Here is a 13,240-nt window from a genome sequence, read left to right as displayed (position 1 = left end):
TTGCGATCAAAGGCCGCGGTGCGCTTGGCTGGTGCGTCGGCAGCAACCTCGACTGCCGCGGGGGTCGCTGGTGTCGACGCCGCGTCGTCCTGTGTCTTTGTGTTCGCTGCCTTCGCCTTGCTGTGCAACCGGGCACCCTGCGCTGGTGGAGACTGTTTCGCCGCGCTCTTGCGTGCCGTGCTTTTTGCTTGCTCGCTCAACTTGGTTCCTCGCTCTGTCTATCGTAGTGCTTCGCTGCTTACAGGCCCTGCAGCACGGTACGCAACGCGTCCTGCGCTGCTCGCATCTGGTCCCGCGTGCCCACGGTGATGCGCACGCATCCATTGCATCCGGGGTCGTTGGAGCGATCGCGTACCAGGATCCCGTGCGCATGCATGGCACGGCAGAACTCGCGATGCTTCGGGCCAATCGCAAGCAGTAAAAAGTTGGCATCGGAGTGCCAGGTGCGCACGCCCAACTCGCTGCACACCGCGCCGAACTCCGCACGGGCAGCTTTCACTTCTTCCACGTACCAGTCCAGGTATGCCGTGTCGGCCAGAGCAGCCGGCAGGCACGCCAGCGCCAGGGCGTTCACTGAGTAGGGCGAGATCACGCGGCGCAGCCAGTGCATGCTTTCTGCCGCGGCAGCAAGCATGCCAAGGCGCAGCCCGGCCAGTCCGAAAGCTTTCGAGAAGGTGCGCGCGACCACGAGGTTCGGGTACTCCGCTGCGCCGACCAGGTCGAGCACGGTCTCGCCGTGAAAGTGGAAGTACGCTTCATCCGCCAGCACCATCGCCTGCGGCGCGCGTCGTGCGATCTCGAGAATCTGCTCGCGCCGCATCGACGTGCCTGTCGGGCTGTTCGGATTGGCCAGCGCAATGAGCCGTGTACGCGGCGTGATCGCCGCCAGCACGCGCTCGTAGGGGAAAGCGAAATCCGCAGCGTCAGCCTCGATGCACACGATCTTCGCACCCGTTGCCGAGGCATACACCTCGTACATCGAGTAGGTCGGCACCGGCAGGAGGATCTCGCTGGTTTCATCCAGGTAGCACTGGCACAGCACGTGGATCGCCTCATCCACGCCGTTGGTCAGCAGCACCTGCTCGGCGGCAACTCCGAGGTGCTCTGCCACCAGCGCTTCCACCGGGCCGCGTTCCGGGTATCTGGTCAGGTCACTGGTCGTTACCGCGCTCAGCGCCGCGCGCACTGCGGGCGAGCAGGCAAGCGTGTTCTCGTTGAAGTCGAGCCGCATGCCGCCGCGCCCGCCCAGCGGCGGGTGGTATTCCTTCATCGCCTGCACAATGGCACGCGGCGCTGGCGCCGCAGGCTTTCCAGCAGGCGCGGCCGTGTCAGCTCTCTCTTGCTGGCCGGCGGGCGCGCTCATGCCACGACCCCGCGGGAACGGATCGCTTCCGCATGGCCCGTCAGCCCTTCCGCCTCGGCAACGCGAATCGCTGCGGGTCCATATGTGGCAAGACCCTGCGGCGTGTACTGCTGCACCGTAATGAGCTTGAGGTAGTCATACACGCTGAGCCCGCCACGCAGGCGCGCCACGCCGCCCGTCGGCAACGTGTGGTTCGGGCCGGAAACATAGTCGCCCATGGGCTGCGGCGACCAGCGCCCGATAAACACGCTGCCCGCGTGACGCACCCAGGCAACGTCTTCCGCGGTATCCACGGTCAGGTGTTCGCCGGCGAGACGGTTGGTGATCTCACGCGCCTCTTCGATCGAACTGGCGATGATGGCCACGCCATTGCGGTCAAGCGACAACGCCGCGATAGGGTTGGAGCGTGCCTGCTGCTTGGCCTCGGCGGCCACGCGCCGCGCCAGGTCAGCCTGCGTGGTGATGAAGATGGCGACCGCATCCGGATCGTGCTCGGACTGCGCCACCAGGTCGGCCGCGATCTCGTTAGCCTTGCCGCGCTCGCTTGTCACAATAATCTCGGTTGGGCCGGCCAACATGTCGATGCTGGCATCGAACGCCACCAGCTTCTTTGCCGCTGTCACGTACGCATTGCCGGGCCCGACAATCTTGTCGACCCGCGGCACACTGGCGGTGCCATACGCCAGGGCTGCCACGCCCTGCGCTCCACCCATCTGGTAAAACTCGGTGATGCCGAGCATCGCAGCGGCGGCCAGCACTTCGGTGGCCGGGCGCGGCGAGATCGCCACGATCCGCCGGACGCCTGCCACTTGCGCCGGGATGGCTGTCATCAGCAGCGTCGAGGGAAGCGGATGGCGGCCAGAAGGAACGTAGCACCCGACCGAGTCGAGTGGACGCACAAGTTGCCCGACCGAGAGGCCATCCCCTGGTTCAAAGGTCCAGCTTTGCGGCATCTGCTTTTCCGCAAAGGCTCGAATGTTGGCAGCCGCCTGTTCCAGCGCGTTGCGCATGGCGGTTGGGATCTCCGCCAGCGCCGCCTGCATGCGTGCCGGATCGATCAGCAGCGGCGACTTGGTATCGAGTCCGTCCAGCTTGGCGCTCCATGCCCGCAGGGCCTTGTCGCCGTCCTTGCGAACAGCGTTCACAATGCGCTCGGCAGTGGGCAGCACCCGCGCGTCCAGTGTTGCGCCGCGGCGTTCCAACTCATCGATGCGGGCCCGGCCGCGTCTTCCGCCAAGCCCCGTGGTACGAACGATCTCCATCTTTGCTCCTTCTCCTGCCAGGCTCAATCGCTCAACGAGCTACAGCACAACCTTGTTCAGCGGATACTCCACGATGCCGGTGGCCCCGGCCGCCTTGAGCCTGGGAATCACGTCACGCACCACGCTTTCCTCAAGAATCGTATTGACCGCTGACCAGTCTCCCTTGCTCAGGGCCGAAACCGTCGGAGAGTTCAGCGCGGGGAGCACCGCAAGCACTGCATCCAGCTGCTCCCTGCGCACGTTCAGCATCAGGCCAACCTGCCCCTGGGCATCGATCGCGCCACGCAGCATCAGCGACAGGATGTCGATCTTGGCGCGCTTCCAGTCGTCGGCAAGCGCCGCGTCATTCGCAATGAGGCGCGTTTCGCTTTCCATCACTGTGTCGATGATGCGCAGGCGATTGGCGCGCAGCGACGAGCCGGTCTCGGTGATTTCCACGATGGCGTCGGCCAGCATCGGCGGCTTCACCTCGGTCGCGCCCCAGGAGAACTCCACCTGGACCTGCACGTTCTTGGACGCAAAGTAGTTCTTGGTCACTTCCACGAGCTCGGTCGCGATGGTCTTGCCTGCGAGGTCTTCCGCCGAGTTCCACGGCGCGTCCTCGGGCACGGCCAGTACCCACTTCACCCGCTGGCGGCTCTGCTTGGCATATACCAGCGAGCACACGCTCTCGACCTTGAGCCCGCTCTCGACTACCCAGTCGATGCCGGTCAGCCCGGCGTCGATCACGCCCGAGTGCACGTAGCGCGCCATCTCCTGCGCGCGGATCAGCATGCACTCGATCTCCACATCGTCGATCTGCGGAAAGTACGAGCGTCCGCTCGCGTAAATCTTCCAGCCGGCCTTGCCGAACAGGTCAATCGTGGCGTCCTGCAGGGATCCCTTGGGGATTCCGAGGCGCAGCTTCTTCTTTGCATCAGCCATGGCTAGCGAGCCTCCGTTGTGTTTGCTACGTTCAGGTCGGTGGCGACAGCAGCCTTTTCGCCGATCGGGAGCGGACGGGTGAAGCACGAGACCGTGCCCTCGTGACACACGAGGCCGTCGCCCTCAACCACGACGCGGAACAGCAGCGTGTCCTGGTCGCAGTCGGTCGCGGCAGACACCACGCGCAGCCGGTTGCCGCTGGTCTCGCCCTTCATCCAGAGCTTGGCGCGTGTGCGGCTCCAGAAGGTGACAAACCCGGTCTCCCTGGTTTTCTCGTAGCTCTGCTGGTTCAAGAAACCCACCATCAAAACCTCGCCGGTGTTTGCGTCCTGCGCGATGCCCGGGACCAGCCCGTCCATTTTCCCGAAGTCGATCTCGGGCGTTGCCGCTGCTACGTTTGCCATCGTTTCCTCTCGCCTATGGATGCAACAAAAAGCCCGCCTGCGCTTGGCTGCGGCGGGCGGGCCTTTGATCTAAATCTTCAGGATTGGAACCAGGTTGCTTGGGGCTACCAGGATCTTCCGCAAAGAGCCGCCGCCATGTTTTCACGATGGCTATGGTGGTGTGCGGAATGGGAATGGTTGCGCATGCCTGTCCTGCCCCTAACGCTACCGAGGCCTATCCATGGTGTCAAGCGCAGGCACGGCGCCGGGCCTGGTTACTTCGCTGGCTGCGCTGCTTTCACGCATACCGGCATGCGTATAGGATGTGCACTGGTTATTGGCTGCGGTCGGCCGACATGCCGACGATCGTTCAGCTTCTGAGTCCGCCCCCAGCCTTCCGATATCAACATGGTGTGATGTACAAGCGATGAGCCAACTGCGCGCGGCACCCAATCAACTCACGTTTCTGCGCCTGTGCCTGGTGCCGTTTCTGCTCATGGCCGTGCTGGACGGCTCGTTCCGCCTGGCCTTTGTCCTGTTCGTGATCGCCGGCATCTCCGACGCGCTCGACGGCGTCTTGGCCCGCTGGCTCAAGCAACAGACGCAGCTCGGCCAGTACCTGGACCCTGTCGCCGATAAGCTGATGCTTTCGTCCCTGTTCCTGACCCTGCACCACGTGGGCCTGGTGTCGCGACGGATCACCATCATGGTCTTCGCGCGCGACCTGGGCATCCTGATCGTGGGAGCGATCCTGTTTGCCGCCCTCGGCCTGCGCAACTTCAAGCCGTCCATCTTCGGCAAGGCCAACACCCTGGCGCAGATCATCGCGGTGGTGTTCGTGATGGTGGCGCAGTTCGCCCCGTCGGCCGCGGCGGAGTGGGTCCGCTACTGGGCCCTGATCGCGACCGGGACCCTGGCCTGCGTCTCGGGCTTTGACTACGCGCTCAAGATGGCCGCACGCCTCAGCACGCCCATCACCGACGTTCCCGAAGTATTCGACTAATGGCCCGCTGAGAGGGAAGACCGGAATGGACGCGTTGACGTAACAGCCCGTCTGGGTGCAGTTCCGGGAAGCCGGGTGCAATCCGCCGACAGCTGTCCGAGGCGTTATGCCGTGATCGCATGCACCTGGGCGTACTTGGGACCCACCGAAACACACCCGCGGACGTTAGTCCGGCTCGGGCGCTTCCATCCCCTGCGTTCCCAATCCGGGCGCAAGTCCTGCTTTTTCTTCGATTTCCATATCCCGGAACTCATCGGAGTCGAACACTTCTCCGCAGTCCTGGCACTCAACGAACTCGACGTCGTCCTGGCGGGATACGACGCGCACTCTGGGGTGTTTGCAAGGAGTTTGCATGGCAAGATGTTGCCGGGGCTAGCACCGGCAGGGTCGATTGTAGCGCCGTCCCCGCCTCCATCCAAGGGGAGCCGCAAAGTAAGTTCCAATTTCCTACGGCGGGCAGACGCGCACGCACAAGACTTCGCCGCGACACCGCCGCGCGCCGGAAGCCGGGAACAGGTGCGGATCACGCCGAGGAGCGCCCGCAGGTGGGCCCATCTGGGGCTTGTGCGCGCAGCAGACGTCTGTGGCCGGGAGAAGTGGCCGGGCTACGCGCGCAGCAACAAGGTTTCGACGGGACTACCATGCCTGATCCCCATGCCCGGCGGGCTCAAGATGGACGGGCATGCATCGGATAAGAATTATCAAAGAATAAAAGAGGAAAAACAGCAGCGGCGTTGCAGGTGCTATGAGCGGGTCCTATACTGGAGTGGCATGCTAAGGCTGACTAAAAAAGCGGACTATGCCTTGATGGCGCTGAAGTACCTGGCTGAGCATCCGCAGTCGGCTGCGCTCAGCGCGAAAGACATCGCGGAGGCTTACCACATCCCTCCGCAACTGCTGGCCAAGATCCTGCAGCGCCTGGCCAAGATCGGCATGGTGCGCTCCACTGCCGGCATGAACGGCGGCTACGCCCTGCAACGCGACGCGCAAAGCATCACGGTTTTTGAGGTGATCTGGGCCGTGGATGGCCCACAGTTTTTAACCGCATGCACCAGCGGCTCACGTCCTTGCGACCTAACGGATAGCTGCACCATCAAAGAACCGATGGCCCGAGTGAACGACTCGATCAGCGATCTGCTGAAAAGTATCCGGATCGGCGACCTCATGGACAGCAGTCACCCGGAGCGTGCCGCACGCACGGCACAGCCCCTGGTTTCCATCCAGATGTAGCCAGGTTTCTGCGCCTGGAGCGCCTGCCTGCAGCCCGGCTCGCGCGTTCCAGCGTCACTACAGTTTTTGACAGTTTCTTTTTTGAAGTTCGGAGAGTCGCAGCAATGAATACAGCAACGCAGATGCAGGAAAATCCGCCCCTCAACGCGCCCGAAGGCGACCAGATCGTTCCCTCGGTGACCGGCGAGGCCGGCACCGCAGCTCACGGCGTCAAGCTGCCGATCTACATGGACAATCATGCCACCACGCCGATGGACCCCCGCGTCCTCGAGGCCATGGTGCCCTACTTCACGGGCAAGTTTGGCAACGCCGCCAGCCGCAACCACGGCTTTGGCTGGGAAGCGGAGCAGGGCGTGGAGCTGGCGCGCGAGCAGATCGCCAAGCTGATCGGTGCGACCGCCAAGGAGATTATCTTCACCTCCGGCGCCACCGAGTCCAACAACCTCGCGATCAAGGGCATTGCCGAGATGTACCGCGAGCGTGGCAACCACATCATCACAGAAGTGACCGAGCACAAGGCGGTGCTTGACACCTGTAAGCGTCTCGAGAAGTCGGGCTATCGTGTGACCTACCTGCCAGTGAAGGCGGATGGCCTGATCGACCTCGAAGAGCTCAAAGCCGCCATGACCGACAAGACCATCCTGGTCTCGATCATGTTTGCCAACAACGAGATCGGCGTGATCCAGCCTGTCGCCGAGATCGGCAAGCTTTGCCACGAGCGCAACATCATCTTCCACACCGACGGCGTGCAGGCTGCCGGCAAGGTGCCGGTGGACGTGCAGTCGATGAACATCGACGTCATGAGCCTCACGGCACACAAGATGTACGGACCCAAAGGCGTGGGCGCGCTGTATGTGCGTCGCCGCAACCCCCGCGTCCAGATCTCGGAGCAGATCAACGGTGGCGGCCACGAGCGCGGCATGCGTTCGGGCACGCTCAATGTTCCCGGCATCGTCGGCTTCGGCAAGGCTGCCGAAATTGCCCGAGAAGAGATGCAGCAGGAAGGCGAGCGCCAGGTTGCGCTGCGCACCCGCCTGCAGCAGAAGCTCGAAGCGGCCATCGACTACACCCACATCAACGGCACCATGGAGCACCGCCTGCCCGGCAACCTGAACATGAGCTTCGTCTATGTTGAAGGTGAGTCGCTGCTGATGGGCATCAACGATATTGCGGTCTCGAGCGGTTCTGCCTGCACCTCAGCGACCCTTGAGCCATCGTATGTATTGAAGGCTCTCGGCCTCGGCGACGATGTGGCCCACTCCTCGATCCGGTTCGGTCTCGGACGCTTCAATACCGAGGCAGAGGTCGACTACGTCGCGGACAAGCTGATCGACGTGGTTCTGAAGCTGCGCGAGCTTTCGCCTCTTTACGAGATGGTGAAAGAAGGCATCGATCTGAGCAAGATCGAATGGGCAGCCCACTAGGTTTTCGTGCAGCGAGCAGTTCGGCTGGCAGAGCGAACAACAGCAAGACCAAGTTTTCGGAGGAACACAATGGCATATAGCGATAAGGTTGTCGATCACTACAGCAATCCCCGCAACGTGGGAACCCTGGACAAGAGCTCCACCGAAGTAGGCACCGGCCTCGTCGGTGCACCGGAGTGCGGCGACGTGATGCGGCTGCAGATCAAGGTGAACCCCGAGACCCAGGTCATCGAGGAAGCCAAGTTCAAGACCTTCGGCTGCGGCTCGGCCATCGCCTCCAGCTCGCTCGCGACCGAGTGGGTCAAGGGCAAGACCATTGCCGAAGCGATGACCATCTCCAACACCGACATCGTCAAGGAACTCGCGCTCCCTCCGGTGAAGATCCACTGCTCGGTACTCGCGGAAGACGCGATTCGTGCGGCGATCGGTGACTGGAAGGCCAAGAACGGCGTTACCGAGACGGCAGAAGTCGCCGTCGCCAAGTAGGGTTTCACCCGTAAAAGGCTCCGAAGGATCGAGTAGCATGAGTTTCGTCGAGGACGCGCGCAAGCTTTCGCAGGACTTTGTTGCACCTGAGTTGCGCGCTTCGTTGGCCCGCTTTGATGCTTCGGACAAGCTGGCAGCAGAGCGGCACGCGGCTCTGCCTGAGAAGCTGGATGCTACAAGACGCGAGATCGAGCTGCAGGTGCAGTTCGCCCTCGCGACCCGGAAGATAGAAGACCTGCAGGCAGTTCAACAGGCGGCACCGCAGCTGTAGCGGTAAAGACAGGCAGGAACCATGGCGACACTCCCAGGCGTTCTTCAACCCGACAACATGGCGCCCACGCAGAAGGGCGTCCAGGTCACCGAGCGTGCCCTGAAGCGTATCCGCGTTGCGATGGCCAAAGAGGGAATCGCACCATCCGAAGGTGGTCTCCGCCTCGGTATCCAAGGCGGAGGCTGCTCCGGTCTTTCCTACAACATCCGCTTCGACACGCAGCCACGCGAGCGCGACCGTGTGTACCAGTTTGACGATATTCGCGTTTTTGTCGATCCGAAGTCGTTCCTGTACCTGCACGGGATGATTCTCGACTACGAGGAAACCCTGATGCGCCAGGGCTTCAACTTCATCAATCCGCATTCCACCAAGTCCTGTGGTTGCGGGTCTTCCTTTTCTGCATGAGCAGCGGGCATGCACAGTGACGAATGGTGACGATGTGAGTACGCCCCCACAATCCGCGCCCCAGGGCGCGGATTATTTTTCGGTGTTCAGCCTTCCCCGCCTGCTTGATCTGGACATGAAAGCCATCGAGCGTGCCTTCTACCGCCGCAGCCGCGAGGTCCATCCCGACCGTTTTGCGCAGGCCAGCGCGGAGAAGCAGCAGTGGTCGCTCGAGCAGACTTCGCTGCTGAACGACGCCTACCGCGCGCTCAAGGATCCGATCGCCCGCACCGAGTACCTGCTCCGACTCGAGGGCATCACGCTTGCCGAGGATGCCGCCACGGCCGACCGGCAGGAAAAAAAGAACGTGCCGCCCGAGCTGCTCGCCGAGGTCTTCGAACTGAACATGCAGCTTGAGGAAATGCGCATGAACGCACAGATGGGCGAGGATGATCCCCAGTTGCGGCGCGATCTTGAGCAGGCACAGGCCGAGTTTGCCGGACAGTTCGCCGGCATTGAAGCCGCGATCCGCACGGAGTGGGGCAAGTGGGATGCGGCATCGAACTCCGATAACTCCGCAGACAAACAGGCAGCCGCAGAGCGCATGGCCGCCCTGCTCGATAAACGTCGCTACGTGCGCAACCTTGTGCGCGATGTGCAGCAGGCACTCGGCAACTAGACTGGAACGAGGACCATGGAAGACAGGAGCTTGGTGCAGATCGGAAACAGCACGGACAGCGCAAACGCGCCCGCGGAACGGGTCGTTGGTATCGACCTGGGAACCACAAACTCGCTGGTCGCCTTCATGCAGGGCGGTCAGCCCGTTGTGATCCCCGGCGAGGACGGCACCAACCTTGTGCCCTCGGTGGTTGCCTTCCCGGCAGGCGGTGACAAGCGCGTCGTGGTGGGCTACCCCGCGCATCGCTATCTCGCAGAGTCCGCCGACCGCGTGGTGTACTCGGCCAAGCGCCTGATGGGCCGCGGCCTTGAAGACGTGCAGGAAGAGCTCAAGCTCTTTCCTTTCCGCCTGGCCCGTGATCTACAGCCCGGCGAGGCGCTGCGTCTCGACATCGGCGGCCAGCAATACACCCCGCCCGAGATCGGCGCACAGGTGCTGCGGCAGCTTAAGCGCAACGCCGAGCGCTACTTCGGCGTCGCCGTCACCAAGGCGGTCGTAACCGTCCCGGCCTATTTCAACGATGCCCAGCGGCAGGCCACCAAGGATGCCGGACGCATGGCGGGCCTCGATGTGCTCCGCCTCGTCAACGAGCCGACCGCGGCCGCGCTTGCCTACGGCCTCGACCGCCAGAAGACCGGCATGGTCGCCGTGTATGACTTCGGCGGCGGCACCTTCGACATCTCGATCCTGCGTCTCGATGACGGCATCTTCGAGGTCGTGGCGACCGGCGGCGACACCCACCTGGGCGGCGACGATATCGACAACCTGCTGCTCGCGATCGCGCTTGATGACATCGCCGGCAGCACCGGGCTCGACCCGCGCTCCAATGGCGAACTGGTGCAGGTCGTCCGCAAGGCCGTGACCGATGCCAAGATTGCGCTTTCCAGCGAGCCCGCGACTCGGATCGTGGTAGAGCTGCCCGGGCAGGAGCCCTATGCGCGCGAACTGACGCGCGAGCAGTTCGAACAGCTGATCCGCCCCACCATTGAGCGGACGCTGGCACCCGTACGTGCCGCCCTTGCCGACGCCCAGCTTACCCCGGAGCAGATCGACGAAGTGGTTATGGTCGGCGGCTCTACCCGCATCCCTCTGGTGCAGCATCTCGTTGGTGAGCTGTTCCGCCTGGAAGCACGCGGCCGCAAGCTCCACACCGAACTCAACCCGGACGAGGTCGTGGCGCTTGGCGCTGCCGTACAGGCCGACATCCTGGCCGGTGGCTCCGCAGCCACGGCCGACATGCTGCTGCTCGACGTGACGCCGCTCTCGCTCGGTATCGAGGCTCTGGGTGGCGTTGTCGCCAAGATCATCCACCGCAACTCCACCATCCCGGCGAGCGAAACCGAGCACTTCACCACGGGCGTTGACGGCCAGACCAACGTCGCCGTCCACGTGGTGCAGGGCGAGCGCGAGCTGTCAAAAGACTGCCGCTCCCTCGCGCGCTTTGACCTGAAGGGCATTCCACCCATGTCGGCCGGGCTGCCGCGCATCGAGGTACGCTTCCTGATCGATGCCAATGGCATTCTCCACGTCTCCGCCCGCGAGCAGCGCTCCGGCAAGGAAGCCGAGATCGAGGTCAAGCCCACATACGGCCTCACCGATGAGCAGGTCGAGACGATGATCCTCGACTCCTTTGACAACGCCGAGGCAGACTTCGAACAGCGCCAGCTGATCGAAGCCCGGGTCGAAGCAGACGACATCCTCGCCAAGGTGGAAAAGGCTAAAACACATCCGACCTGGAAGCTGCTCAGCTTTGAAGAGCAGTCCGAGATCAACTCACTGGCCGATGAGCTGCACATCTTCAAGGAAGGCGACGACCGGGTGGCCATTCGTGGCAGCATCGACGCCTTGGACAAGGCGACACACCGCCTCGCCGAGTTGATGATGGATGGAGCCGTTACCTCGGCCCTCGGCGGCGAAACCATGGCATCTGCCGGGGAGAAGCTGGGCCAGGGCCCCACGGCGCCGCATCCCTTTGCCAAGGCAGAGATCAAGTAAGGAACACGAGAGACCACAATGAGCGAACACACAGCAGAAGCACAAGCAATTGACCTGAGCCAGCCACCCGCAGAGAACATGGTGCGGGTCACCTTTCAGCCGGAAGGCCGCACCGTGGAGTTTCCGTTTGGCACCATGCCGTACGACCACCACGGCCTGCCCATGTCCTTCCTCGACGTGGCTGAGAACTACCACATCTTTCTGGACCATGCCTGCGGCGGCGTCTGTGCCTGTACCACCTGCCATATCCACATCAAGCAGGGGGAACCCGGCCTGAACGAGCCGACCGAGGACGAACTGGATCGCATGGAGAAGGCTCCCGGCCTCCAGCTGAACTCGCGCTTGGGATGCCAGGCCGTGATCGAAAAGCCCGGCGCCTACGTCGTGGAAATTCCAAGCTGGAACAAGAACTACGTTTCAGAAGGCAAGCCGCTCGCCATGGGCGAGAGCAAATAGGAGGGTTCGATGCCGCAGGAGATCATGTGGACGGATGCCGAAGAGATCGGTATCCAGTTGCAGGAAAAGTACCCGGAGCTCGATCCATTGAAGCTTCGGTTTACCGAGCTCTACCAGCACGTGGTGACGCTCGACGGCTTCGCCGATGACCCGACCAAATCGAATGAGTCTCGGCTCGAAGCGATCCAGATGGCCTGGTACGAAGAGTGGCAGGACGCACAGAAGTAGCCGTTGCGCGTAACTACCGGGGGCCGTGTCACGGCTCCCGGCCAGGCGTTCAAAGCAACCGCTCACCCTCGTCCCAGCCAAATGCATTCCGAAACAACTCGAAGGATGCGCCTCGCGCATCGCCACTGCGCGTGAAGTAAATCGACAACACGTCGAACCGCGCCACCGTCCCCTCCGGCAACTGGCGAAGATAGTGCCGGGTAAGCCGTCGCAGTGTCCTTCGCTTGCCGAAGTCGACAGCGGATTCAGCGGTCGCTACCTCGCGACTCGTGCGGGTCTTGACCTCGACGATGCAAAGCGTGTCCTGCTCCCACGCGACCAAGTCCAGGTCTCCTGGCGCTCGCCCCGATTGCCACCCATGCGCGACGACTGTCATGCCAAGACGACGCAGGTAGAAGAAGCCTGCCTCTTCTCCGCGACGGCCTGTCTCCAGGTGTTCCGGCAGCCCTGACGCCCGGCGCCAAGGCCACCGATCGAGCGCCCGGAAGCACCGCTCCCACGCTGCGGCGCGCACATTTTCTGCAATGACTGGCATGTTGCGCACCAGCCTACGCCGCCCCTGCGCCATCTCCAACAGTACAAAAGATCACCTCCACGAGGTAGGCGCCTCCCACGCAGGGGGTACTGCCTTCCGACTACTCGCTACGACCCGCTCTCGGCCTTCTGCTCCACATAGTGCTGAATGTGCTCATACACGTGGTCAGGGAAATTCAGGTCCTTGTACACATTGCCCGCGTCCGGGTCATCCGGGTTGGGAATGATCGGGAACTCCTGCTCCTTCTGCCACGCCAGGATGCGCTCGCGCTTGGGCGGGTTATAGTCTTTGCCCTCGACCTGCCGGATCAGCAGGTCCGCCTGCGACTCGGAGAAGTCCTTGTCCTTGACCAGCATCGCTTTCAGTTCTTCATCGTCCATAAAGTGCCGTGCCACCATTGCAAACGTCAGCCGGCCATAATGGCCGATGTCCTCGCCTGCCTCGAGCGACTCAATCAGGTGTGCCATCATGCCATTCTTCTTTAACTCTTCCATTGGAACCCTCCAGGCTTGCTTCGCCTTATCTTCTCCCTTGGATGCGTCGAACGCTCCCCGCCGTTGGTCCAATACGCCAAAAGCAAAAGCCCGCACAAGGCGGGCTTTTGCTTCGGATCAACA

17 protein-coding genes are annotated in these 13,240 nt (G+C 62.8%); 10 read left to right on the top strand and 7 right to left on the bottom strand.

The window, feature by feature from the left end; genetic code table 11:
- Window positions 1-238: 238 nt before the first annotated feature.
- The 4 genes from hisC to hisI are packed head-to-tail and all read right to left on the bottom strand — an operon-like array spanning window position 239 to window position 3,953.
- Entirely contained in the window at window positions 239-1,363 is a 1,125-nt protein-coding gene (hisC, locus tag D1Y84_RS05515) for a histidinol-phosphate transaminase (protein WP_124847629.1), read from the bottom strand.
- On the bottom strand, window positions 1,360-2,625 hold the full coding sequence (hisD, locus tag D1Y84_RS05510; RefSeq protein WP_124847628.1) for a histidinol dehydrogenase: 1,266 nt from the start codon (window positions 2,623-2,625) through the stop codon (window positions 1,360-1,362). Before hisD ends, hisC begins: the two co-directional genes overlap by 4 nt.
- A 39-nt stretch (window positions 2,626-2,664) precedes the next feature.
- Window positions 2,665-3,549, bottom strand: coding sequence for an ATP phosphoribosyltransferase (gene hisG / locus D1Y84_RS05505; RefSeq protein ID WP_124847627.1), 885 nt, complete (start codon window positions 3,547-3,549; stop codon window positions 2,665-2,667).
- A gap of 2 nt (window positions 3,550-3,551) precedes the next feature.
- Window positions 3,552-3,953 (bottom strand): phosphoribosyl-AMP cyclohydrolase, encoded by a 402-nt coding sequence (gene hisI, locus D1Y84_RS05500; RefSeq protein WP_124847626.1) that lies wholly within the window; start codon window positions 3,951-3,953, stop codon window positions 3,552-3,554.
- Window positions 3,954-4,359: 406 nt separating this feature from the next.
- Between hisI and D1Y84_RS05495 the strand changes: the two genes are divergently transcribed.
- Window positions 4,360-4,935, top strand: a complete 576-nt coding sequence (locus tag D1Y84_RS05495) for a CDP-alcohol phosphatidyltransferase family protein (protein ID WP_124847625.1) — start codon at window positions 4,360-4,362, stop codon at window positions 4,933-4,935.
- A gap of 165 nt (window positions 4,936-5,100) precedes the next feature.
- On the opposite strand, the gene D1Y84_RS05490 is transcribed toward D1Y84_RS05495, so the two are convergent.
- Window positions 5,101-5,262: a hypothetical protein gene (locus D1Y84_RS05490; RefSeq protein WP_233581157.1), complete on the bottom strand. Its 162-nt coding sequence runs from the start codon at window positions 5,260-5,262 to the stop codon at window positions 5,101-5,103.
- A gap of 237 nt (window positions 5,263-5,499) precedes the next feature.
- Here D1Y84_RS05490 and D1Y84_RS05485 point away from each other — a divergent pair, with 237 nt between their 5' ends.
- From D1Y84_RS05485 to iscX, 9 genes are all read left to right on the top strand, one after another.
- Window positions 5,500-6,165 carry an Rrf2 family transcriptional regulator gene (locus D1Y84_RS05485; protein ID WP_370245716.1) on the top strand — a complete coding sequence of 222 codons (666 nt, stop codon included), beginning with the start codon at window positions 5,500-5,502 and terminating at the stop codon, window positions 6,163-6,165.
- 104 nt (window positions 6,166-6,269) lie between these two features.
- Window positions 6,270-7,589 carry an IscS subfamily cysteine desulfurase gene (locus D1Y84_RS05480; RefSeq protein WP_255424338.1) on the top strand — a complete coding sequence of 440 codons (1,320 nt, stop codon included), beginning with the start codon at window positions 6,270-6,272 and terminating at the stop codon, window positions 7,587-7,589.
- A 69-nt stretch (window positions 7,590-7,658) separates the two neighbouring features.
- Window positions 7,659-8,075, top strand: coding sequence for a Fe-S cluster assembly scaffold IscU (gene iscU / locus D1Y84_RS05475; RefSeq protein WP_124847623.1), 417 nt, complete (start codon window positions 7,659-7,661; stop codon window positions 8,073-8,075).
- A gap of 37 nt (window positions 8,076-8,112) precedes the next feature.
- Window positions 8,113-8,346 carry a hypothetical protein gene (locus D1Y84_RS05470; RefSeq protein WP_124847622.1) on the top strand — a complete coding sequence of 78 codons (234 nt, stop codon included), beginning with the start codon at window positions 8,113-8,115 and terminating at the stop codon, window positions 8,344-8,346.
- 21 nt (window positions 8,347-8,367) lie between these two features.
- A complete protein-coding gene (locus D1Y84_RS05465) occupies window positions 8,368-8,751 on the top strand; it encodes an iron-sulfur cluster assembly accessory protein (protein WP_124847621.1) in 384 nt (127 codons plus the stop codon).
- Window positions 8,752-8,785: 34 nt separating this feature from the next.
- Window positions 8,786-9,409, top strand: a complete 624-nt coding sequence (gene hscB, locus D1Y84_RS05460; RefSeq protein ID WP_233581156.1) for a Fe-S protein assembly co-chaperone HscB — start codon at window positions 8,786-8,788, stop codon at window positions 9,407-9,409.
- Between the two features lie 15 nt (window positions 9,410-9,424).
- A complete protein-coding gene (gene hscA, locus D1Y84_RS05455; protein ID WP_124847620.1) occupies window positions 9,425-11,404 on the top strand; it encodes a Fe-S protein assembly chaperone HscA in 1,980 nt (659 codons plus the stop codon).
- 18 nt (window positions 11,405-11,422) lie between these two features.
- The gene (locus D1Y84_RS05450) at window positions 11,423-11,860 is read left to right on the top strand and encodes a 2Fe-2S iron-sulfur cluster-binding protein (protein WP_124847619.1); all 438 of its coding nucleotides are present in this window, start codon (window positions 11,423-11,425) and stop codon (window positions 11,858-11,860) included.
- A 9-nt stretch (window positions 11,861-11,869) separates the two neighbouring features.
- On the top strand, window positions 11,870-12,088 hold the full coding sequence (iscX, locus tag D1Y84_RS05445) for a Fe-S cluster assembly protein IscX (RefSeq protein ID WP_124847618.1): 219 nt from the start codon (window positions 11,870-11,872) through the stop codon (window positions 12,086-12,088).
- A 49-nt stretch (window positions 12,089-12,137) separates the two neighbouring features.
- Here the strand turns inward: iscX and D1Y84_RS05440 are convergent, their stop codons facing one another.
- On the bottom strand, window positions 12,138-12,623 hold the full coding sequence (locus tag D1Y84_RS05440) for a YraN family protein (RefSeq protein ID WP_124847617.1): 486 nt from the start codon (window positions 12,621-12,623) through the stop codon (window positions 12,138-12,140).
- Between the two features lie 107 nt (window positions 12,624-12,730).
- Window positions 12,731-13,117 carry a hypothetical protein gene (locus tag D1Y84_RS05435; protein WP_124847616.1) on the bottom strand — a complete coding sequence of 129 codons (387 nt, stop codon included), beginning with the start codon at window positions 13,115-13,117 and terminating at the stop codon, window positions 12,731-12,733.
- Window positions 13,118-13,240 lie beyond the last annotated feature (123 nt).

The sequence above is a fragment of the Acidipila sp. EB88 genome, from assembly GCF_003858395.1.
Classification (GTDB): domain Bacteria; phylum Acidobacteriota; class Terriglobia; order Terriglobales; family Acidobacteriaceae; genus EB88.
The sequence above is the reverse complement of the archived record's forward strand: the minus strand, read 5'-3'. Positions and strand labels throughout refer to the sequence as shown.

Excerpts from the sequence above, each read along its gene's own strand:
- hisC (WP_124847629.1), bottom strand. The coding sequence starts at position 1,363 with ATGAGCGCGCCCGCCGGCCAGCAAGAGAGAGCTGACACGGCCGCGCCT.
- hisD (WP_124847628.1), bottom strand. The coding sequence starts at position 2,625 with ATGGAGATCGTTCGTACCACGGGGCTTGGCGGAAGACGCGGCCGGGCC.
- hisG (WP_124847627.1), bottom strand. The coding sequence starts at position 3,549 with ATGGCTGATGCAAAGAAGAAGCTGCGCCTCGGAATCCCCAAGGGATCC.
- hisI (WP_124847626.1), bottom strand. The coding sequence starts at position 3,953 with ATGGCAAACGTAGCAGCGGCAACGCCCGAGATCGACTTCGGGAAAATG.
- D1Y84_RS05495 (WP_124847625.1), top strand. The coding sequence starts at position 4,360 with ATGAGCCAACTGCGCGCGGCACCCAATCAACTCACGTTTCTGCGCCTG.
- D1Y84_RS05480 (WP_255424338.1), top strand. The coding sequence starts at position 6,270 with ATGAATACAGCAACGCAGATGCAGGAAAATCCGCCCCTCAACGCGCCC.
- iscU (WP_124847623.1), top strand. The coding sequence starts at position 7,659 with ATGGCATATAGCGATAAGGTTGTCGATCACTACAGCAATCCCCGCAAC.
- D1Y84_RS05470 (WP_124847622.1), top strand. The coding sequence starts at position 8,113 with ATGAGTTTCGTCGAGGACGCGCGCAAGCTTTCGCAGGACTTTGTTGCA.
- D1Y84_RS05465 (WP_124847621.1), top strand. The coding sequence starts at position 8,368 with ATGGCGACACTCCCAGGCGTTCTTCAACCCGACAACATGGCGCCCACG.
- hscA (WP_124847620.1), top strand. The coding sequence starts at position 9,425 with ATGGAAGACAGGAGCTTGGTGCAGATCGGAAACAGCACGGACAGCGCA.
- D1Y84_RS05450 (WP_124847619.1), top strand. The coding sequence starts at position 11,423 with ATGAGCGAACACACAGCAGAAGCACAAGCAATTGACCTGAGCCAGCCA.
- iscX (WP_124847618.1), top strand. The coding sequence starts at position 11,870 with ATGCCGCAGGAGATCATGTGGACGGATGCCGAAGAGATCGGTATCCAG.
- D1Y84_RS05440 (WP_124847617.1), bottom strand. The coding sequence starts at position 12,623 with ATGCCAGTCATTGCAGAAAATGTGCGCGCCGCAGCGTGGGAGCGGTGC.
- D1Y84_RS05435 (WP_124847616.1), bottom strand. The coding sequence starts at position 13,117 with ATGGAAGAGTTAAAGAAGAATGGCATGATGGCACACCTGATTGAGTCG.